Origin of the sequence: Limnospira sp. PMC 1279.21 (assembly GCF_032349615.1) — a bacterium.
Taxonomy (GTDB): Bacteria; Cyanobacteriota; Cyanobacteriia; order Cyanobacteriales; family Microcoleaceae; genus Limnospira; species Limnospira fusiformis.
In genome coordinates this window covers 26,823-47,711 of sequence record NZ_JARPLU010000011.1, presented here as the reverse complement: position 1 = coordinate 47,711, position 20,889 = coordinate 26,823, and the positions used below count along the sequence as shown (strand labels likewise).

Below are 20,889 nucleotides of genomic sequence, written 5' to 3'. Positions count from 1 at the left end.
TGGTCTATCAGTTGAATGACTATTATAATTGAATGGTTGGGTTTGTGATTTTTTATGTCTAGGCGAATTCAGGTTTTGATGGTTGGTGCGATCGCTTTGCTGTCCTTGGGGGTGGCGACTTGGTACACTCATTTGGAGTTATCCCTACTCACGGGTTTATTATTGGCGATCGCTTCTAAGGGTATGCGGCGGCGAGGCTATCCGACCAGGGATTATTCCTCGGAAGATTCCCCAGATCTTTGACTTCTGGGGCTTTATTATAGACTAATTAGCGCCACTTCCTAAGATATACAAACTTATTAAGGTGCCGCTATTCCATAAACTGTGTAATAACATAGGAGCCCAGAGATTACGCGATCGTGTATAGACAAATCCCAGGACAATTCCTAACACGAATAAAGGCAAAATTTCCGAGACATTCAAATGAGCCACAGCAAACAGCAACCCACTGGCTATAATTGCACCCCACAGGGAAAAATAGCGGGTAAGGGACGGTAACAGAAACCCCCTAAATAACACCTCCTCAAACCAAGGTGCTGCTATAGAAGCGGTAAAGAAAAATATCCCTAAAGCTACCGGATCTCGATTTTCTAAAGCTATGGGTAATATCGGATTACTTCCCCCTTGACCATCCCATAATCTTTGATTGACTAAGGAAGTTAAAATCACTAAGGGTAAAGCTACACAATAGCCACCGAAACCCCATAATAACCAACTATCCCATAATTTGAACCTAAACCAACCTTCCGGGAGAGGGAAAAATGATTTGATAGACAGATATAAAACCCCCAAGCCACCACCCACTAAAATCATATAAGTTATGAGGATATAAAAGGCTTGCAGTCTCACATCTCCCGCCGCCGGTCTTAAACCGAGGAGTTGGAAAATCAATGGGATTAATAACTGTCCAACTAGGAAAAAACCTAAAACAAACACTTGCACAATCGTTTCCGCAGTCCAAGGAACAGACCATTCAACATCAGCATTACGGTTGATAATTGCCTGTTCACGTTTCAGGAACCATTGCACTGCTAAAATGATGGATAGGATAATTCCCGACACCAACCCAAAGCCAGGAATAGCGGAAACAATGGCTAATTTATAGACGGCATTTTCTGACGTTTTCTGCTGTTGATTATTTAGTTGTTGTAAGACATCTTCACGGTTTTGTAAAGTGTAGAGTTGGGCTAAAGTTTGAAAACTGAACCAACCCTCTAAATTTGCCTGTAAAATATCTTCGGCATCAGCTACTATATCTGGTGGTTCTGTCCAGAGTCCTACTAATACTTCCGCTGTGTCACTGGTGGGATAGTTACCATTTTCAGAAATTAGCGATTCCCAAGTAGCGATCGCCTTTTGGGAGTCTCCCAGCACCGCTTGGATAATACCAATTCGCAATTCTAACTCACCTATGGTCTGTGCTAATTCTCCCCGCGAAAATTGTGAGGGTTGATTGGGTTGTAGTCGCTGTAAATTTTGGTAGTTAGACTCCTGTACATTTTGGTATTGTTTCAGGGCAGCATTAACCGGATCTTTCCCGATAATATTATCTCGTAGGGTGAGCAAATTCGCCCGGTCTTCGGTCTGTGGTTGCCACTCAGAAGCCTGGAGAATTAAATTAGTCTGATACAGTTCCAGACGGCTTTGAATTTGGGGCTGACTCCAACTGCCGAGCAGGCTTAAAGTCACATAGAGTATAGAGATGAAAGTCAGAATGCTTAAAATTATCTGTTTTAATTTCATATATTTGGATTGACCGGAAATCATCGATTTTTATGACTTGATTTTACCATTGAGGATTGCTCGCCAAAAGTTCAGCCATTTGAGTAGCTGGTAAAGGCCTAGAAAAGAAATATCCTTGTCCGCTATTACATTCTAGTTCTCGCAGTTGTGCAAGTTGTTCGGCGGTTTCTATTCCCTCAGCTACGGCTACCATATTCAAAGTTTTAGAAATACCAATGATGGCAGGAATTAGCCCCAGATTTTCGGGAGTTCCGTCTAAAAGACTGACAAAAGACTTATCAATTTTTATGGTATCTACCGGGAAGGCGTGTAAATAACTGAGGGAGGAGTAGCCTGTGCCAAAATCATCGAGACTTAAACCGATATGGCGATCGCGAAATTGGGTTAAAATAGTCCGGGCTGTTTGTGTATTTTCGACGATCGCACTTTCAGTCATTTCTAATCTCAGACATTTAGGATTTAAACCACTTTCAGCCAGGATATCATCAACCGTTGCAATTAGATCGGCTTGGGTAAACTGTCTGACAGAGAGATTCACACTCATACTAACAGATTCATCTACCAATTTCTGCTCCTGCCAATTTTTCAGTTGATGACAGGCTTCTACCAGCATCAAAGTTCCAATAGTAGTAATTATACCCATTTCCTCAGCCAAGGGGATAAACATACCAGGTGGGACCAAGCCCCGTTGGGGATGTTGCCAACGCACCAAGGCTTCCATACTCGAAATTTTACCAGTTTCTAAGTTAATAATTGGCTGATAATAAGGGATTAATTCTTGATTTTCAATAGCCCGTCTTAGGTCAGTTTCTAAACCCAATAAATCCAGGGCTTCTTTGTGCATAGCCGGGTCAAAGATATGATATTGTCCCCGTCCTAGGGCTTTGGCACGATACATAGCTGTATCTGCATCTCGCAATAAATGTTCGGGTTGTTCATAGTCTCTATTACTGAGAACTACACCGATACTCATATTAATAAAAATCTCTCGGCTATAGATTTGAAACGGACAAGACATCACCTCAAGAATAGAATTGGCGAGATTCCTTACTGGTTCAATTTCATTAACATCATGTACAATAATGGCAAATTCATCTCCTCCCAAGCGGGATAGTAAATCATTATTTTTGAGTATTTTTTGAATGCGATCGCCAATAGCAATTAACAATTCATCTCCCACTGTATGCCCCAAGGAATCGTTCACCACCTTAAAGCGATCGCAATCCATAAACAGCACCGCAAAACCATGATTATTACCCTCTTTGACACTCTTAATTACTAAGGATATCTTGTCCATAAACAAGGCCCGGTTTGGCAGTTTAGTCAACGGGTCATGTAGAGCCATTTCCAACAATTTATAATTAGCAATTTGTAATTGTTGAGTGCGTTCTTTAACCCTGGCTTCTAACTCAGTATTCAACTCCAGAATTTTCTTTTCCGCCTCCTTCAGCATCAGGTGATTTTGCACCCTCACTAGAACCTCCTCCATTTGAAAAGGCTTAGTAATATAGTCTACACCCCCAGCACCAAAGGCTTTGACCTTATCAAAAACATCATTTAAAGCACTGAGAAATATTACCGGAACCTTAGCTAATGTTTGATTGTTTTTCAACTCTTTACAAACCTGATATCCATCCATTCCCGGCATCATAATATCCAGTAGAATCAAATCAGGCTGCACCGTCTTGACGGCCATCAAAGCCATTTTACCATTAACAGCCTTGCGGACATTGTATCCTTCTAGCATCAAAATTTCCGAGAGAAGGTGTAAATTTTCCGGCTTGTCATCGACGACTAAAATATCTGCTTTTGGTGTATCCACTGATTTTCACTCAATTCGGCATTTGTTGGATCTTAGGTGCTTCCGGTTTGGTTGTTTCTACCAATTCCAGAACTTTATCAAACTGAAAATTTCCCACCCATTCTGTCATTGTATTAGCCAGATTACTGTACGGAGCGGGAATTTCCTTAATCAGGTCTAATAGTAGTAAATCACTACCCTGAGCCGCAGCAGAATAGACCTGCTCCCGCCAATATTCTGGCATTTATCTGATTGCTTCTAAGTGAATTTTTGATGGTTATATATTGTCAGTTTCTTGGGAATAATTCCAATTTGAGGACATCTCCGGCTGTGTATTGTAAATATATTCCACACCCAGATATTGACTCAATTTACTGAGCAATTCTCCTCGCTGAAAAGGTTTTCGCAGCAAATCATTGCACCCCACCTTCATGATATCCTGTCTTTGTTCCTCAAAGGCACTAGCAGTCAGTGCAATAATGACGGTATCCCGACCACCAGGCTGAGAGCGAATTTGGCGGGTAGCCTCGTAACCATTGACGACAGGCATTCGCATATCCATCAAAATTAGGTCAGGGTTCCACTCTTGCCAAATAGCGATCGCCTCGGAGCCATTGTTAGCCGCTCTGACCGAAAACCCCAGGACACTCAGGAGTTCCACCAACAATAAACGATTGCTTTCTCGGTCTTCAACCACCAAAATGCGATAGAGCGCCTGCTTAGGAGCCAAACCGATGACCCTATCCATAATAGATGCGATCGCTGGGTTCGGCTTGTCCTCAGTCCTTTGTACTGGAATAGTAAACGAAAAAGTCGAACCCTGGTTAAGGCAACTACGGACAGTAATTTCACCACCCATTAGTGTGACAAATTGCTGTGCAATTGCCAACCCCAAACCGCTACCCTCGGAAGCATTTAAACCCGTTTCCGTTTGTGCAAAGGCTTCAAACAGTCCTTCACAGTCTTCGGGAGCAATTCCCAGCCCGGTATCTTCCACTTCAAATTTTAATATATCTGAGGTATCCTGGTTTTGGTGAGAAACCCGAACCGTCACACTACCTTCATCAGTAAACTTAATGGCATTTACCAATAAATTAATCAACACCTGACGCAACTTTTTATCATCGGCTTTAATATACCTAATCAAACCTTGAGGGCGCTCAAAAATCAGATGTAAATTTTTAGAGGTCGCCCGCAATTTAAAGAAATCCTCTAAACTTTTCAGAAAGTCATATAAATCAAAAGCATTCACCTGAAGAGTCGCCCCCCCTGCCTCAATCCGAGACATTTCCAAAATATCATTAATCAGACCGAGAAGATGCTCCCCCGACCGATTAATAATCTCAATATGTTGACGTTTTTCGGGAGCCAGATTCTGGTTAGTAGACATCAGTTGAGCAAACCCCAAAATCGCATTTAAAGGAGTTCTTAACTCATGGCTCATATTCGCCAAAAACTCACTTTTAGCTCGATTAGCCGCATCGGCGATTTCTTTAGCCTGTTGCAGTTGTCTAGCCTGTTCTTGGGTTTGTGCCAACAATTCCGCCTGTTGAACAGCCACCCCCAACTGAGAGCCAATTTGTGTGACTGTGTGAATTTCAGCAGTCGTCCAACTGCGGGGATGATAATTCTGATAGACTGCCAATAATCCCCAAAGTTGATAGCCGGAAAAAATCGGGGTAATAATATAAGCCCTAGCTTGAAACTGTTTTAATAATTCCAGATAACAACCATCGAAACCCATTTCATAAATATCATTAACACATCTATAAGTGACTCCTTGGCAATAAATACCACCTTGATTTTGTGGCAAATAGGTATCGGAAATCACACAGTGATGATTCATTAACCGAAAAGCACATTTTTCGTTTTCAGAGGTGTGGCGGTAAGTTGCACCCAACCTTCAGTCACGGACTCGGCCATAAATTCTCCACTCCAGTCTTCCCGGAAGCGATAAACCAAAACGCGATCGCAATTTAAAGCCTGTCTAAGTTCCCCAGTAGTAGCACTAAAAATCTGCTCAAGTTCCAAAGTTTTTCGCATTTGCTGAACCATTTGCAGAATAGAGCGTTCTTGTTCCGCCCCTTCCCGGAGAGCCTGTTCAGCCATTTTACGGTCTGTCACATCAGTATGAAATCCCACCATGCGATCGGGCTGGTTATGTTCATCCCAAAGAGCCACCCCCCTAGAGCGAATCCAGCGCCGTTCACCATTATCTAATTCGGTGCGATATTCCACATCAAAAGCGGGAATTTCCTTAGCCAAATACCGATTTAACATCCCTTCCACCCGCTGGCGGTCATCTGGATGAATAATTCTTAGCGCCGAGTCCAAATTAGAGAAACAATCTAAATCCGGTCCGCAGCCCAACATAATTTTTCCCCGGGGGGATAGATAAACCTCATCGGCAGAAATATCCCAATCCCAAATTCCATCATTAGCCCCCTCGACCGCGAGAGTAAATCGTTCTTGACTGCGCCTGAGAGCCTCTTCAGTCTGCTTTTGATTAGTAATATCACTAATAGTACATATAACCCGCGTCACGTCGTTTCCGGGCTGATGTAGTGTGGCATTCACCAATAACCACCGTCGCTGTTGGGTTTTTGGGTCATCAAACCCCATAACCACATGATGCACTGCTTCACCTGTAGCGATCGCTTTTTGTACAGGTAAATCTGACAAAGAAATCGGCGATCCATCCTCCACCACCAAATGCCAACCCTCTCCGAACACCTGAAAGTCATCTGGTTCAATATTTAGCCGTAAAAGATCCAATGCCGCCTGATTAAAAACCAAAATTTCTGCCTTAGCATTCAGCAATAACATTCCCACCTGCATTTGCTGAATCAAAGTCCTAAACTGCTGTTCATTGTCTTGGCAAACTTTTTCGCGCGCCAATTGGTTGACCAATTTGTGATCCCATAACTTAGTTAACACAATAAAAAATAGACAGATAACCGTGGCCAATACTACGGCGATCGCCAACCAAGAGGGACTCAAAGAGGGATTCACAGTAATAGGCGTGATTAATTTGGGTATAAACCCAGTCGCCGTAAGTCCTATATAGTGCATTCCACCGATACCAAATCCCATAACCATTGCACTGATCACCTTTTGTCTAGTTTTTTCGACTACAGGGTTATCTTCAAGTCGAAAAGCCAGCCACAGAGAAATCAAAGCCACATCAATAGCGATCGCCACAGAAAACAGCACCAAATGTGCATCATAAACAATCTCAGCTTCCGTGGCTATGGCGCTAATTGCCAGATAGTCCATCAAAGCCAGTGTAGTGCCTATACAAATCCCACCTGTAATCAGGATAAACCGACTCGCCTGCTCTCTGAGTGCGAGCCCCAGAAACATCCCAGAAGCCATAATAGCCATCAACAACGACAGCAAAGCCATCCACAGGTTATAAGTAACATCTAGGGGAAATTCTAGGGCGACTATACTCATAAAATCCATAGACCACAAACCTGCCCCCATAGCGATCGCCCCTATGCACAGCCAAAACCCCCACCGTTTCGCCGTCCATAGACCCTCACGGACTTGTACAGCCAAATCCATAGGGATATAAGAGGTAATCACAGCCATTGCCAAAGACAAAGCCATCAAACCCCAATGGTAATCGCCTGTAATCTGATTATTCATCATCAATTTCGCCCACGCCCTAAGCATTTCAACAGTCCCGTTAATCAGAATCCTATCTTGAGGATTTGCTGGGACAGACCCTTAACATCTCTTTACATCATAAATGAGTAGTAGGAAACTGCCCCAAACAAGTTAAAATGCTTCTGGCTTACCATCGAACTTAAAATTTTAAGATGACGACCCGTGTAATCCTTGTCCGTCACGGTCAGAGTACCTACAACGCCCAAAAACGAATTCAGGGCCGCCTGGATGATTCGGTTCTCACCGACCAGGGCCGCGTTGATGCCACCTGCGTCGCCCAAGCCCTCCAGGGTTTAAGGTTCGATGCTATTTATCACAGTCCTCTACAACGAGCGCAACAAACAGCCCAATTGATTAGCTCTGGACTGGATGCAGCCCCTCAGTTGCAACCGACAGACCTATTAATGGAAATTGATCTGCCTCTGTGGGCTGGACTCCCCCGCCAAGAAGTCCGCGATCGCTTTCCCGAAGATTATCAATGTTGGCAACAGAGCCCCCATGAGTTTTTCATGGTATTAGAATCTGGGCATAAACATTTCCCCGTGTTAGCCTTATTTGAGCAAGCCAAACAATTTTGGCGACACGTCTCTATCCAGACCAACCAAACCATCCTAGTAGTGGCTCATAACGGCATCAATCGATCGCTGATCGCTACGGCTTTAGGAGTTCAACCCCAATTCTATCAAAGTATTCAACAGTCTAACTGTGGTATTAGCATTATCAATATTGGTGATGTCACCCCCGGAGAACTACCACTACCCGCAGCCGTACAATTAGAATCGATGAACCTCACTAGCCATGTGCGGGAGAAACTCCCCACCCTTCGCCCGGAACATCGTGGACCGAGACTGCTGTTAGTGCGCCATGGAGAAACTGAATGGAACCGAAAAGGACAGTTTCAAGGTCAGATTGATATTCCGCTGAATGATAACGGGCGATTACAAGCTCGCAAAGCTGCCGAATTTCTCCAGGATATTAAAATCGATTTTGCGGTCAGTAGCCCCATGGCACGCCCCCGAGAAACGGCAGAAATTATCCTGGAATATCACCGAGATATAGAACTACAATTTGAGGACAATTTCCGAGAGATTAGCCATGGTTTATGGGAGGGTAAATTTGAATCGGAAATTGAGGATGATTATCCGGGTTTATTAAATCAGTGGAAAACTGCACCGGAAACGGTACAGATGCCAGAAGGTGAAAACTTAAATCAGGTAGGAGAAAGGGTAGCCCTGGGATGGCAGAATATCATTAATAAATATGATTCCCAACCCCTGACGGGATTAGTGGTGGCTCATGATGCGGTAAATAAGGCTCTGTTGTGTCAATTATTGGGTTTATCACCAGAGCATTTCTGGAATTTTAAACAGGGTAATGGTTCGGTGACCGTAATTGACTATCCCCACGGTGCTAAAGGTAACCCGGTTTTAGAAACTATGAATATTACCACCCATTTATCTGGTAGTATTCTTGACCAAACCGCCGCCGGAGCCCTCTAGGACTGGTCTGTGAATATGAGTAGTGAACTCCTGAAACAGGTGCGGGTATTAGACCCGATGGATGGACGAGATCAAGTGGCAGATGTACTGATTATTGATGGGTATATTACTGCTATTGAATCCCAGATTTATGATTACCCAGAACATACTCAGATAATTGATTCCCACGGTATGATTTTGGGGCCGGGATTGGTGGATATGTATAGCCATACGGGAGAACCGGGCTTTGAAGAACGGGAAACTATTGCATCTTTAGAGGCGGCAGCTAGGGCGGGAGGTTATACCCGCCTGGGGATTTTACCGGATATGCTACCACCTGCTGATAATCTCTCCACGATTCAACATTGGCAAGGTTTAGCACCCCATGGCTTTTATGTCTGGGGGGCGGCGACGAGGGGTGCGGCGGGGGAAATGATGACGGAATTTGCAGAATTGGCGACTACTAATATTATTGGTTTTGCTGATGGATATGCTCATCGAAATCTTAATCTGTGGCGGCGAGTTTTGGAATATGTTAACCCGCTGAAAAAAACGATCGCTCTGTATTGTTGCGATCGCACTCTGGCGGACTCAGGAGTGATGCGGGAAGGTTACGCCTCTATCTATAGCGGTTTGACCGGGATTCCTGATTATGCCGAAACTGTGGCTATTTCCGCCGTCCTGGAATTGGTGGCGGCGATCGGAACTCCGGTTCATATCATGCGGGTTTCTACGGCTAGGGGTGTGCAACTAATTCGGGAAGCTAAACAGCGACATCTACCTATTACCGCTAGTACCACCTGGATGCACTTACTATTTGATACAGAAGCCATTACCGGGCGGCTTTCTGACTGTGGTTTAGGCTGGGCGCCGAATCCCTACGATCCGAATCTTAATGTTGACCCGCCTCTGGGTAATCCAGACGATCGCCAAGCCCTAATTCAGGCTATTGTAGACGGGACTATTGATGCGATCGCTGTTGACCACACCCCCTACACCTACGAAGAAAAAACCGTTGCTTTTGCTGATGCACCCCCAGGGGCGATCGGCTTAGAATTAGCCTTATCTCTACTGTGGAAAACCTTTGTCCAACAGCCAGATACCGTTTTTAATATTCAATGGTCGCCACTGCAACTGTGGCGAGTTTTAAGCACCCAACCCGCCCACTGTTTGGCTATTTCTCCCCCGACTGTTACCGTCAACCGCGCCGCCGAATTAACCCTCTTTGACCCCGCACAGCCTTGGAGGGTCGATCACACCACCATCAAATCGCGATCGGCTAATACCCCCTGCTGGGGGCAGGAAATGACCGGAAAAGTCATGAAAACTTGGCGCGGTTGACAGCCAAAAAAGTCGGTTAAAAACTGCGATCGACCCCTCCCAGACGGTCTAAGGGCCAGAACCGGACCACAGCCCGACCGATGATATTCTCTCGGGGGACAAATCCCCAATAGTGACTATCAAAGCTATTGTTACGGTTATCCCCCAGGACTAAAAACTCGCCTTCGGGGATGGTTTCCGGCCCCCATTTGTATTGGGGTTCTTCGGCAATATAGTCCTCTTCAATGGGTTCGCCATTCACAAAAACCTGTCCGTCCCGAACCTCTAATGTTTCGCCGGGTAAGCCAATAATCCGCTTAATGAAAGCATCATTGTATTGTAGGCTCAGTTCCTCGGTGGGATTGAAAACTACCACATCTCCCCGTTGCGGTTCGCTGAAACGGTAGCTTAACTTATCAATAATCAGGCGATCGTTGATTTCCAGGGTGGGAAGCATTGACCCAGAGGGAATATAACGAGCCTCTGCGACAAAAGTTCGGATACCCAAAGCCAAAATTATACTTAGTCCAATAGTCTTAATGCCTTCAACCCAAGCATTCTCCTCGTTGTTTGATGCTGATGATGGTGAATTTTTGGGTTTTTGGTCTTGATTGGGGACACTGCTCATGATTTTACAGTCAAAGGACAGAATTAATACTGGCAGTAGGGTATACGCCTGGCTAGACAGACAATATCCCGCCTTGATGCACGGTGGCATCACCTGCCGATGGTGTTATATTCTTGATGATAGCTGACCATCAGCTTTTTTGGCAGGTTTTGAGAATATCCCTCAAACATGGTTGCGATCGCCACAGGATTAGCAATATAATACTGGGATTAAGGATACCTCGCTAAATCAATAACAGCCAGGGTCTCCGTCGGAATAATTACTTAGAAAACTGACGGTGATCAACGGAGTTTTAACTAAAAATGGTACAGGATCAAAAATCAACGGTTATAGTCACGGGTGCCTCTTCGGGGGTTGGTTTATACGCCGCCAAAGCCCTCGCCGATAGGGGCGCTCATGTGATCATGGCTTGTCGTAACTTGGAAAAGGCAGAAGCCGCCGCCCAAGAATTAGGGATTCCCGAAGACAGCCGCACTATCCTTCATATCGACCTCGGTTCCCTTGAGAGTGTCCGACGGTTTATCAACTCATTCCGGGCTACGGGTAGAACCTTGGAGGGGTTAGTCTGTAATGCGGCTATCTATATGCCCCTCATAAAAGAACCCCTTCGTAGTCCAGAAGGCTATGAGTTGACCATGACCACCAATCACCTAGGGCATTTCCTCCTCTGTAATGTGATGATGGAGGACATGAAACGCTCTCCCGCTGAGGATAAGCGTATGGTGATTTTGGGAACGGTTACCCATAACCCCGACGAACTCGGTGGCAAAATTCCACCCCGCCCCGATTTGGGAGACCTGGAAGGGTTTGCTAAGGGCTTCCGAGAACCGGTTTCTATGATTGACGGCAAAAAATTTGAACCCGTCAAAGCCTATAAAGATAGTAAGGTTTGCAATGTCCTAACTATGCGGGAATTGCACCGACGCTATCACGAGGAAACTGGTATCACTTTCACCTCTCTTTACCCAGGTTGCGTCGCGGATACGCCCCTGTTCCGCAATCACTATCCCCTGTTCCAGAAAATATTTCCTATATTCCAGAAATACATTACCAAGGGCTATGTGTCTCAGGAATTGGCTGGAGAACGAGTGGCTGCTGTGGTCCTTGATGAGGAATATCGCCAGTCTGGTGCTTACTGGAGTTGGGGAAATCGCCAGAAAAAAGGCCGACAGTCTTTTGTGCAACGGGTCTCGCCCCAAGCTAGAGATGAGGAAAGAGCTGAGAAAATGTGGAATCTCAGTCTCAAGTTGGTAGAACTGGCTTATTGATTTGTGTCTGAAAATTGACAACTTTCCGCCGGGTTTTCCCGGCTTTTTTGTCCTTAACCCACAAAAGCTGCTTGGGGTGAGCTGGAAACCGATTTTTTGCTAGAATCTATCCCAGCCACTACTTTGTTGCTAAACTAAGACATTTATACTAAACCAATATGCAAGCTCGTAGAACAGCCCGTGAACTCGCCCTTTTGGGGATGAGCCAACTGCCATCAACTCCCGAAAAGCTTGAGACTCAGCAAATGGAAGATGTGGTCCTCGCTGCTGTCCGTACCTTAACCACAGAAGGACAAGAATCCCTAGAGACGGCTATGGCCGAATTACAACGGGGTAACGATCGCCTTTTGAGTAGCCAAACTAGGGCGGCGGATTTGCACAGCGCCCGGACAATGGTTAGTGAGGCGATCGCATTGACTCAATCAGCCATTAATCGTTTATCTACTGCTGTGGAATTGCCGGAATTGGTACAATTGGCAAGTCAGGAAGATGTCTACTCCTATGCTGTCAAAATTTTGGTCGAGCTTAACACTCACCGGGAAGCTGTCGATAGTTCCCTAGAAGAAGCCATGGTTGATTGGCAATTATCCAGACTCCCTCGCATCGATCGCGATATTTTAAGGATTGCTGTAACTGAATTGTTATATCTGGGGGTTCAAGAACAAATTGCCGTTAATGAGGCGGTGGAGTTGGCTAAACGTTATAGCGACCAGGACAGTTACCGATTTATTAACGGGGTTCTCCGTCGTGTTGTTGACCACCTCAAAACTGAGTCTTCAACTGTCTAAATTTCGGTGATGCTGTGGGTCTGCTATTACAAATTCCCGCCTCACCAACACCTAAATCTGTTGTCAAATTTGAGTAATTAGTAAAATGGTTTTTAATTGGTTCCGCCGCCAGTTTAGCGATCGCCCCTCAGCAGAAGATACACAACAAGCTGAACCCTCAACAACTCCCGACGAACCCGAAAATAAACAACCGCCTCAGCCTACAACCGCTAATGAGGATTATTTACAGTGGGCTAAGGCTGCTTATCAAAATATTCAGCAACAACACCAGCCCACAGAAGCCCCCACAGAAGATGCTGTTGATGATGTCTCCCCTCCCACAGAATCAGAAACAAGTACCATCAAGGCTCAGGAAACCCCCGCAGAATTAACAGAAACGACTGAACCTGTGGAAGTGGCAGAGGAAGTCGCAGAGGAAGTCGCAGAGGAAGTGGCAGAGGAAGTCGCAGAGGAAGTCGCAGAGGAAGTCGCAGAGACGGCGGAAGTTAGAGAAACCGCTGAACCTGTAGCGATTGTTGAAGAGAGTATTGATGAGTCTTTGCCAATTTGGGCGAGAACCCAGGCGGAACGACAGGCGAGAATTGAGAGATTAAAAGAAACGGCTATTTCCGAACCGGAACCGGAAGGGGGGCAAACCACAGCCAGCGGTGAGGGAGAATCGACGGATCTAGTATTTGATGAGATGTTCCTGTGGTCGGCGGAAGTTTTGGCTAATCAGGGACGTAGACCAGAGGAAGTAGCAGTAGAGGAAATCACCTGGCTACAAAAGCTGTGGAAAGGTTTAGGGCGGACTCGCCGTAATTTGCTCAATCAATTAAAAGCGATCGTTGGTCAGGGACCCCTAAATCAGGCGGCGGTAGAAGAAATTGAGGCTTTATTGCTGCAAGCTGATGTGGGTGTAGAAGCTACTGACGTGATTATTGAGGCGCTACAAAACCGCCTGCTAGAGGATGCTTTACCCCCGGAAGATGCGATCGCCTATTTAAAACAACTTCTGCGAGATCTCCTGGAAAAACCCTATCAAAATGGCTATAGTCCCACATTTGCCCCCGAAAAAGAACAATTGAATATTTGGTTAATTACCGGGGTCAATGGAGCTGGAAAGACTACTACCATCGGGAAAATTGCCCATATTGCCCAAAAGTCAGACTACCGGACTTTAATTGCGGCTGGGGATACTTTCCGGGCGGCAGCAGTCGAACAAGTAAAGGTCTGGGGCGAACGTAGTGGCGTAGAGGTGATTGCTAATCCTGGAAAGAATACAGATCCGGCCGCCGTGGTTTATGATGCGATCGCTGCTGCTAAATCCCGCGAGACCGAATTGCTAGTTATTGATACTGCTGGTAGATTGCAGAACAAAAAGAACCTGATGGAGGAACTTAACAAAATTCGTCGCGTAATAGACAAACAAGCACCAGATGCTAAGGTAGAATCCCTCCTAGTCCTTGATTCAACTTTAGGTCAAAACGGACTACGCCAGGCCCAAGTATTTGCCGAAGTTGCTCAACTTAGCGGTGTGGTCTTGACAAAATTAGATGGAACTGCTAAAGGTGGTGTGGCTTTAGCTGTTGTACAACAGCTAGGTCTACCGATTCGTTTTATTGGTGTTGGGGAAAGTATCGAAGACCTGCGGCCTTTTTCAAGCTACGAGTTTATCGAAGCCCTGTTAAGTGGTTAAAGCTCTGTTAAAGTGCCAATATGGCTATTTAAGTGTCATCATGGGGAACAGTTAATCATTTTATAGAGCAGATTCCCACATATTGCCATCTTCAAAAACACCAGATAAGCGATCGCCTAGGGTAAATATTAGCCACTGGGGGAGGGTAGCTCATGATTACTGGTGGTAATTGCCGATTTTGTAGATGGCAGTACCCTGCAGTGTAGCCAGGGATAATCTGTCATGGATACTTGCCAGAAAACCAGACTTTTGGCAGAGAGACTTTCATTTTTTTGGACTTACTATTGCACTCTAACCTTCAAAAAATATATACTAATAATATGACTGCTGTGCCACTTCCAAGACGCTCAGAACAACCTTCAGACTCCCTTTCAAGCTCCTCAGATGCTGATGTGACATCAGCCTCTCACTTAAAGCAAATGGTGGCTAGACTCCATCGGGAACAGCAAAATATTAATGAGTTGCTGAGTTCCCTAAGTTTTGCCCTCCGTAGCTTTAATAATCTCAATCAGTTCTTAGAATTAACTCCCCTAGTTGCTAGTCGAGTGACAGATGCTGATGGTGGTGCTTTGGTGCTGTTTAAACCTAACGGTCAGGTGAGATTTCAACGCCTACACTGCCAAGATGGTCGTCAGTGTCAGGATATTCGCGCCATTTTAGAGGCGGCTACCAGACAGGTGATATCCCAGCCTAATGATACCATAACGGTGGGAGTGGTTCCCGAGAGTCTCGCGCCCCAATACGTGGCAAACCTAGACGATCAGGTGAGTAGTTGCTTGGGGCAGGATGTAAAACTTTTTAGCACGGAAATCCTGGTTAATAATGTATCACGGGGGCGGTTGTATGTGTTCAGCCATGCTCCTGATTACCTGTGGACACCAACCCGCCAGAAATTAATTAGACTGGTAGCTGATCAAACGGCTGTGGCGATCGCTAATGATGAACTATCAGTTTCATTGCGGGAAAAAGAACGCCTAGACCGAGAATTAGAAATTGGTGCAGAAATTCAACTGCGCCTACTTCCCCGTAAATGTCCGAAAATTCCCGGTTTAGAAGTGGCTGCACGCTGTCAAACCGCCAACCGAGTCGGGGGAGACTATTACGACTTTATCCCCTCGAATTTTGACAAACATGAACATGAAAATCATCCCGGTTCCGGAGAAGTTAGCGACGGTCAGACATCATCGGAACATTGGAGTATTGTCATTGGTGATGTCATGGGAAAAGGAGTCCCAGCCGGGTTAATTATGACCATGACTAGGGGAATGTTGCGCGCGGAAGTTCTCAACCGCCATTCCCCCGCCCAGATTCTGCAACATCTTAACCGGGTGATGTATGCTGACTTAGAAAATTCTAATCGGTTTGTGACTCTGTTTTATTCGGAGTATGACCCGGAGACTAGAATTCTCTCCTATAGTAACGCCGCCCATAATCCCCCTTTATTATGGCAAGCACAAAGCCACAGTATTCGTCGGTTAGATACTTTGGGAATGTTGATCGGTCTTGATGCTGATACCCGTTACTACCAAGCCCAAGTGCAACTGCATCCGGGGGATACTGTGATTTACTATACTGATGGCTTTACTGATGCGGCGAATCAACGAGGCGATCGCTTTGATGAAGATAACCTACAGACAGCCTTTCAATGGGCTTGTCAAAACTCCCAGACTCCCAATCGCATTGTAGATCATATATTTGCCGAAGTTCAGAAGTTTATCAGTCCGAGTAACAGTAATATTGATGACATGACTCTGGTTGTGCTACAGGTGCAACCCTCTTAAAGCGGGGAGAATGCCGATTATGTCCGTTGATGTTTTATCCATGTTTGTAGAAACTTGCAGCAACCCTGGGAGCCATATTCTCATTTTAACCCCTCACTGGTCATGGGGGTGGGGGGAAGTCGGCGCGACCCTACCAGTGCTATTCGGTCAACGGGTAAATATTGATTTATGGACTAACGTTACGAATACCTGGAATAATTTACTGGAAACCGGACAGCTTTGGGCTTTTTTGATTGGCTTGGGGATGGGGTGGTGGGCGAAAAGCCTCTTACCCTAAAGGGTTTCCTAAATTTGCTGCTCAGACATTTATGGCTAATTTACAGATTATAGGACTATGACTGAAGCTAAAACCTGGAGCCAACGATTTGAAAAGGCTTTGCATCCAGCGATCGCTACTTTTAACGCCAGTATCGGCTTTGATATTGAGTTAATCGAGTATGATTTGACTGGCTCCGTCGCTCATGCCAAAATGTTGGTCAAAACCGGGATTATCTCCCCCGAAGAAGGACAAGCCTTAGTTGATGGCTTGGAGACTATTCGCCAAGAATACCGCCAGGGTCAATTTAACCCCGGTGTCGATGCTGAGGATATTCATTTCGCCGTTGAACGCCGACTTACCGAAATTGCCGGAGATGTCGGTAAAAAACTCCATACGGGGCGATCGCGTAATGACCAAGTGGGAACTGATACCCGCCTTTACCTGAAAGACCAAATTCAACAAATCCGCACCCAGATTCTTGATTTGCAAGGGGTTTTATTGGATCTGGCTACTAATCACGTCCATACTCTCATACCAGGATACACTCATCTACAACGGGCGCAACCTCTCAGTTTGGCTCATCACCTACTGGCTTATGTGGAAATGACCCACCGCGACTGGGAACGTCTGGGAGAGGTTTATCAACGGGTCAATACTTCCCCTCTGGGGTGCGGTGCTTTGGCGGGGACTACTTTTCCCATTGACCGACACTATAGCGCCGAATTATTGGGGTTTGACCGGGTTTATGCTAATAGTTTGGATGGGGTGAGCGATCGCGATTGGGCGATCGAGTTTCTCAGTGCTTCTAGTCTCATTTTGGTTCACCTCAGCCGCCTCTCGGAGGAGATTATCTTTTGGGCTTCCCAGGAGTTTGGTTTTGTCACCCTCACTGATAGCTGTTCCACTGGCTCTAGTATTATGCCCCAAAAGAAAAACCCCGATGTTCCTGAATTGGTGCGCGGTAAAACTGGCCGGGTTTTTGGACATCTACAAGGGCTATTAGTCCTGATGAAGGGTTTACCTTTGGCTTATAATAAAGACCTCCAGGAGGACAAGGAAGCCTTATTTGATGCCGTCAAAACTGTGAAAGGCTGTCTGGAGGCGATGACTATTTTGTTATCCCAAGGGATGGAGTTTCGCCCACAACGTCTCGCTGAAGCAGTGGCGGAAGATTTCTCGAATGCTACTGATGTCGCTGATTATCTCGCTACTAAGGGGGTTCCTTTCCGGGAAGCCTATAATTTGGTGGGTAAGGTGGTCAGAACTTGTCTGGAGTCCGGGAAACTTTTAAAAGACCTTACCCTCGATGAGTGGAAGTCTTTACACCCTGAATTTGATGTCGATATTTATGATGCGATCGCACCTTTACAAGTCGTCGCCGCCCGGAATAGCTACGGCGGCACCGGTTTTGAACAGGTTAAATTAGCCCTGCAAAATGCGCGCGATCGCTTGGTGGCTGCACAATCATAATTATCTCCTTAACCGGGTGTCTCTAACCCGGTTTCTTGGGGTTTGCTGTAGTAGTATGGGAAGAACTTGGTCAATCGTTCATGGTCAACCTACTTGATTAATTAGGCTAAATATATGACTCCCACTTGGAATGATTCTTTGAAAATTGGCATCCCCTTGATTGATTTTCAACATCAGCAACTATTCGACCAGATGGATTTATTGATTGCTAACCTGGAACAAAACCGCAGCCCCCAGGAACTTCAATCAACTATCAAATTTCTGGAAATGTATATTAATAACCATTTCAAATATGAGGAGTCCTGCATGAATTTATATAAATGTCCCGTCGCCAAAAATAATCAGAACGCACACAAACGATTTGTGATGAGTTTTGAAATGATTAAAAGTCGCATCGAACATGATGATAACTTTAACTCAATTGTTCTCAGCATCAAACAAGACCTGCGCGATTGGTTTATTGACCACATTAAAAGCATTGATACCCAACTGAAACCTTGCATACCTACCAAAAAATATGGATAATGTGGGGGCGGGTGCTTTGAGTTTCTGGCTGGTGGGCTAGAAGGCTGATAAACCCGCCTTTTGTGGATCATGTAATTGATGGCTTTTTGAAAACTTGTCTATGTCCACTGCTAATCAAGCTGTAGTTTGTCTGAATTTGGGAAATGATTATGTTGGGTCTCAACAATGGGAACTGGCGGCGAATTGTTATCGACAGGCTATTGAGGCTGACCCTAACTTAGCCGCCGCCTATACCAGTTTAGGCAGCATTTGGCAACATTTGCAACAACCCCAAGCTGAGGCGGAAAAACTTTATCAGATAATTAGCGAAAATCCTGGTTCTGTTAACCCAAATTTTGGTTTGATTGTCGGTGAGAGTTTGGAGAAACACCAGGATAGCCAAGGCGCGATCGCTTGGTATAATTTGGCGATCGCTATTCATCCTCAATTGGCAGTCGCTCGCTATAAACTCGCCCAGGCATATCATAACACAAATCAGGTCGATTTGGCAATAGCCAGTTATCAGAAAGCCATTGAATTGGAGCCCAATATATATATCTATTATATCGGTTTGGGTCAAGCACTGAGTAGCACCAAACTAGATGAACAAGCTATCACCGCCTATCAGAAAGCCATTGAACTCAAGCCAGACTTTTCTTGGTCTTATCACCATTTAGCAGTCATTTTAACTCGATTAGGGCGTATTGACGAAGCCATAGACAACTATCGCCAGGAAATTGAATTAAACCCGGATTTCTATTGGTCTCACTTTCACTTGGGCGATTTACTCAGCCAGCAAAATCAGCCGGAAGAAGCGATCGCCGCCTACCGGAAAGCGATCGCCATTAACCCTCAACAACCAGAAGCACATCAACGGCTGACCGAGATTTTATCCCGAGACCAAAAAACTGGCGAAGATGCACTTTTAGGGGGGAGATATGAAGAAGCGATCGCCATTTATCGGGATATGGTCGCCGCTAAACCTGACTATTCCTGGGGATATTATGGTTTGGGTTTAGCATTACTAAACCTGCGCCAATGGTCAGAGGCGATTGAGGTATTTAATCAGGCAATTAATCTCAATCCCGATTGTTTTTGGTCTTATAATAATCTGGGATATTGTTTGTTTAAACAGGGAGAAATCCCCCAGGCGATTGATGCTTATCGAAAAGCGATCGCCATTGATCCAGAAATCCCAGAAGTCTATATTCGCCTGGGTGATACCCTCTTACAACAGCAAGATATTGATGGGGCAATTGCCGCTTATTTAGACGCTATTAAAGCCCAACCAGACGGGGAAATAGCATATATAAAACTGCGGCATTTACGCACCTATAGTTTTATCAAATTACAACCCGAGCAAATAGAGGCGATCGCCTCCGGTTATCAGCAGGCAATTTCCCAGGTTCCCCACTATCCCGAACCCTACATAAATTATGGTGATTTACTCACCGAAATAGGCGACATTTCCGCCGCCATTTCCACCTACAAACAGGGAGTCTTAGCCAAAACCAAAATCATTCGCCCCGAATTTTTTAGCAACCACTGGGAAACCGCATCAGTTCAAGGTCCGAATTTCCTAATTATTGGCGCTCAAAAAGGTGGCACAACCTCCCTTTATGAATACCTTTGTCATCATCCCCAGATAATTCCTAACCTCCATAAAGAAGTCGATTTTTTCATGTGGCAATATTACCGAGGCTTAGACTGGTATCTCGCCCATTTTCCCCCCATTCCCCCTGGCGGCGAATTTCTCACCGGAGAAGCCAGCCCTAGTTATATAGTCGATAGTAAAGTATGCGATCGCATTTCGCAAGCCTTCCCAGAAGTCAAGCTAATTGTCACCCTCAGAAATCCAGTAGATCGGGCTTTTTCGCAATATCAAGACCACCGAAATTGGATGGGTCAAGAAAAGCGGACTCTCCAGCAAGCCATGATAGATGAAATTGCCATTCTCGATACCATTGACGACCCCACCCAAGCCGAACGCAAATTTTGGGGATGTCAATATGGTTATCTACTGCGGGGAATGTATGTTTATTTTCTGGAAAAGTGGATGCAAAAATTCCCTCCCGAACAGCTTTTAATCCTCACCAGTGAAGAATTATATAACCACCCCCAGAACACCCTCAAACAGGTATTTGAGTTTTTAGGTCTTCCCGACCATCAACTCTCCGAATACCCCCGATATACCGCAGGTTCCTATAATCCCATACCAGAAACATTACGTCAGACCCTAGGCGACTTTTTCCGTCCCCACAACCAGAAACTCGAGGAATTATTAGGCCGAAAATTCCATTGGTCGCCGTAGGTTAAGAAACCTGGCTTCTCTCCTGGAAGTTAAGAAACCCGGTTTCTCTCCTAGAAGTTAAGAAACCCGGTTTCTCAAAGAAACCGGGTTTCTCGGTAACAGGGGGTTTCTCTCCTGAGTCAAGAAACCTGGCTTCTCTCCTGGAAGTTAAGAAACCCGGTTTCTCAAAGAAACCGGGTTTCTCGGTA

General features: G+C 45.4%; 17 protein-coding genes and 1 pseudogene. 11 read left to right on the top strand and 7 right to left on the bottom strand.

The genetic code is table 11. From position 1 onward, the window contains the following. The first annotated feature begins 54 nt into the window (after positions 1-54). Positions 55-243, top strand: coding sequence for a hypothetical protein (locus P5683_RS03230; RefSeq protein ID WP_006619218.1), 189 nt, complete (start codon positions 55-57; stop codon positions 241-243). Between the two features lie 21 nt (positions 244-264). Here P5683_RS03230 and P5683_RS03225 read toward each other — a convergent pair whose 3' ends face one another. The 5 genes from P5683_RS03225 to P5683_RS03205 are packed head-to-tail and all read right to left on the bottom strand — an operon-like array spanning position 265 to position 7,198. After that, complete coding sequence (locus tag P5683_RS03225; RefSeq protein WP_062946065.1) at positions 265-1,743, bottom strand: CPBP family intramembrane glutamic endopeptidase; 1,479 nt, start codon at positions 1,741-1,743, stop codon at positions 265-267. Between the two features lie 43 nt (positions 1,744-1,786). After that, positions 1,787-3,565 carry a GGDEF domain-containing response regulator gene (locus P5683_RS03220; RefSeq protein WP_006619216.1) on the bottom strand — a complete coding sequence of 593 codons (1,779 nt, stop codon included), beginning with the start codon at positions 3,563-3,565 and terminating at the stop codon, positions 1,787-1,789. Between the two features lie 10 nt (positions 3,566-3,575). After that, the gene (locus tag P5683_RS03215) at positions 3,576-3,788 is read right to left on the bottom strand and encodes a hypothetical protein (protein WP_006625431.1); all 213 of its coding nucleotides are present in this window, start codon (positions 3,786-3,788) and stop codon (positions 3,576-3,578) included. Between the two features lie 33 nt (positions 3,789-3,821). Then, positions 3,822-5,390: an ATP-binding protein gene (locus P5683_RS03210; RefSeq protein WP_006669552.1), complete on the bottom strand. Its 1,569-nt coding sequence runs from the start codon at positions 5,388-5,390 to the stop codon at positions 3,822-3,824. Further along, the gene (locus tag P5683_RS03205) at positions 5,390-7,198 is read right to left on the bottom strand and encodes an MHYT domain-containing protein (RefSeq protein ID WP_315651042.1); all 1,809 of its coding nucleotides are present in this window, start codon (positions 7,196-7,198) and stop codon (positions 5,390-5,392) included. Before P5683_RS03205 ends, P5683_RS03210 begins: the two co-directional genes overlap by 1 nt. Before the next feature lie 170 nt (positions 7,199-7,368). Between P5683_RS03205 and P5683_RS03200 the strand changes: the two genes are divergently transcribed. Both P5683_RS03200 and P5683_RS03195 read left to right on the top strand, forming a co-directional pair. Continuing rightward, positions 7,369-8,715 (top strand): histidine phosphatase family protein, encoded by a 1,347-nt coding sequence (locus tag P5683_RS03200; RefSeq protein ID WP_006625428.1) that lies wholly within the window; start codon positions 7,369-7,371, stop codon positions 8,713-8,715. Positions 8,716-8,730: 15 nt separating this feature from the next. Beyond that, positions 8,731-10,035, top strand: coding sequence for a dihydroorotase (locus P5683_RS03195; RefSeq protein ID WP_006625427.1), 1,305 nt, complete (start codon positions 8,731-8,733; stop codon positions 10,033-10,035). 16 nt (positions 10,036-10,051) lie between these two features. On the opposite strand, the gene lepB is transcribed toward P5683_RS03195, so the two are convergent. After that, on the bottom strand, positions 10,052-10,642 hold the full coding sequence (lepB, locus tag P5683_RS03190) for a signal peptidase I (RefSeq protein ID WP_008050990.1): 591 nt from the start codon (positions 10,640-10,642) through the stop codon (positions 10,052-10,054). 302 nt (positions 10,643-10,944) lie between these two features. Between lepB and P5683_RS03185 the strand changes: the two genes are divergently transcribed. The 8 genes from P5683_RS03185 to P5683_RS03150 all read left to right on the top strand — a co-directional run bounded on the left by P5683_RS03185 (position 10,945) and on the right by P5683_RS03150 (position 20,701). After that, the gene (locus tag P5683_RS03185) at positions 10,945-11,910 is read left to right on the top strand and encodes a protochlorophyllide reductase (protein ID WP_006625425.1); all 966 of its coding nucleotides are present in this window, start codon (positions 10,945-10,947) and stop codon (positions 11,908-11,910) included. Positions 11,911-12,068: 158 nt separating this feature from the next. Then, positions 12,069-12,698: a transcription antitermination factor NusB gene (gene nusB / locus P5683_RS03180; protein WP_006625424.1), complete on the top strand. Its 630-nt coding sequence runs from the start codon at positions 12,069-12,071 to the stop codon at positions 12,696-12,698. An 85-nt stretch (positions 12,699-12,783) separates the two neighbouring features. Then, positions 12,784-14,376 (top strand): signal recognition particle-docking protein FtsY, encoded by a 1,593-nt coding sequence (ftsY, locus tag P5683_RS03175; RefSeq protein WP_315638988.1) that lies wholly within the window; start codon positions 12,784-12,786, stop codon positions 14,374-14,376. 320 nt (positions 14,377-14,696) lie between these two features. Beyond that, positions 14,697-16,157: a PP2C family protein-serine/threonine phosphatase gene (locus P5683_RS03170; protein ID WP_315638989.1), complete on the top strand. Its 1,461-nt coding sequence runs from the start codon at positions 14,697-14,699 to the stop codon at positions 16,155-16,157. A 19-nt stretch (positions 16,158-16,176) separates the two neighbouring features. Next, a complete protein-coding gene (locus tag P5683_RS03165; RefSeq protein WP_006625421.1) occupies positions 16,177-16,434 on the top strand; it encodes a hypothetical protein in 258 nt (85 codons plus the stop codon). A gap of 57 nt (positions 16,435-16,491) precedes the next feature. Next, positions 16,492-17,886 carry an argininosuccinate lyase gene (gene argH, locus P5683_RS03160; RefSeq protein WP_046319606.1) on the top strand — a complete coding sequence of 465 codons (1,395 nt, stop codon included), beginning with the start codon at positions 16,492-16,494 and terminating at the stop codon, positions 17,884-17,886. A gap of 114 nt (positions 17,887-18,000) precedes the next feature. Continuing rightward, on the top strand, positions 18,001-18,411 hold the full coding sequence (locus P5683_RS03155) for a hemerythrin family protein (RefSeq protein WP_315638991.1): 411 nt from the start codon (positions 18,001-18,003) through the stop codon (positions 18,409-18,411). A gap of 100 nt (positions 18,412-18,511) precedes the next feature. After that, the gene (locus P5683_RS03150) at positions 18,512-20,701 is read left to right on the top strand and encodes a tetratricopeptide repeat protein (protein WP_315638992.1); all 2,190 of its coding nucleotides are present in this window, start codon (positions 18,512-18,514) and stop codon (positions 20,699-20,701) included. Between the two features lies 1 nt (position 20,702). Here the strand turns inward: P5683_RS03150 and P5683_RS03145 are convergent. Then, positions 20,703-20,889 (bottom strand): annotated as a pseudogene (locus P5683_RS03145) (hypothetical protein); the annotation flags it as partial.

What these genes read in the sequence shown, in the direction of transcription:
- P5683_RS03155 (WP_315638991.1), top strand. Translation starts at nt 18,001, where the DNA reads ATGACTCCCACTTGGAATGATTCTTTGAAAATTGGCATCCCCTTGATT.
- P5683_RS03230 (WP_006619218.1), top strand. Translation starts at nt 55, where the DNA reads ATGTCTAGGCGAATTCAGGTTTTGATGGTTGGTGCGATCGCTTTGCTG.
- ftsY (WP_315638988.1), top strand. Translation starts at nt 12,784, where the DNA reads ATGGTTTTTAATTGGTTCCGCCGCCAGTTTAGCGATCGCCCCTCAGCA.
- P5683_RS03205 (WP_315651042.1), bottom strand. Translation starts at nt 7,198, where the DNA reads ATGATGAATAATCAGATTACAGGCGATTACCATTGGGGTTTGATGGCT.
- P5683_RS03185 (WP_006625425.1), top strand. Translation starts at nt 10,945, where the DNA reads ATGGTACAGGATCAAAAATCAACGGTTATAGTCACGGGTGCCTCTTCG.
- lepB (WP_008050990.1), bottom strand. Translation starts at nt 10,642, where the DNA reads ATGAGCAGTGTCCCCAATCAAGACCAAAAACCCAAAAATTCACCATCA.
- P5683_RS03195 (WP_006625427.1), top strand. Translation starts at nt 8,731, where the DNA reads ATGAGTAGTGAACTCCTGAAACAGGTGCGGGTATTAGACCCGATGGAT.
- P5683_RS03170 (WP_315638989.1), top strand. Translation starts at nt 14,697, where the DNA reads ATGACTGCTGTGCCACTTCCAAGACGCTCAGAACAACCTTCAGACTCC.
- argH (WP_046319606.1), top strand. Translation starts at nt 16,492, where the DNA reads ATGACTGAAGCTAAAACCTGGAGCCAACGATTTGAAAAGGCTTTGCAT.
- nusB (WP_006625424.1), top strand. Translation starts at nt 12,069, where the DNA reads ATGCAAGCTCGTAGAACAGCCCGTGAACTCGCCCTTTTGGGGATGAGC.
- P5683_RS03200 (WP_006625428.1), top strand. Translation starts at nt 7,369, where the DNA reads ATGACGACCCGTGTAATCCTTGTCCGTCACGGTCAGAGTACCTACAAC.
- P5683_RS03150 (WP_315638992.1), top strand. Translation starts at nt 18,512, where the DNA reads ATGTCCACTGCTAATCAAGCTGTAGTTTGTCTGAATTTGGGAAATGAT.
- P5683_RS03165 (WP_006625421.1), top strand. Translation starts at nt 16,177, where the DNA reads ATGTCCGTTGATGTTTTATCCATGTTTGTAGAAACTTGCAGCAACCCT.
- P5683_RS03225 (WP_062946065.1), bottom strand. Translation starts at nt 1,743, where the DNA reads ATGAAATTAAAACAGATAATTTTAAGCATTCTGACTTTCATCTCTATA.
- P5683_RS03215 (WP_006625431.1), bottom strand. Translation starts at nt 3,788, where the DNA reads ATGCCAGAATATTGGCGGGAGCAGGTCTATTCTGCTGCGGCTCAGGGT.
- P5683_RS03210 (WP_006669552.1), bottom strand. Translation starts at nt 5,390, where the DNA reads ATGAATCATCACTGTGTGATTTCCGATACCTATTTGCCACAAAATCAA.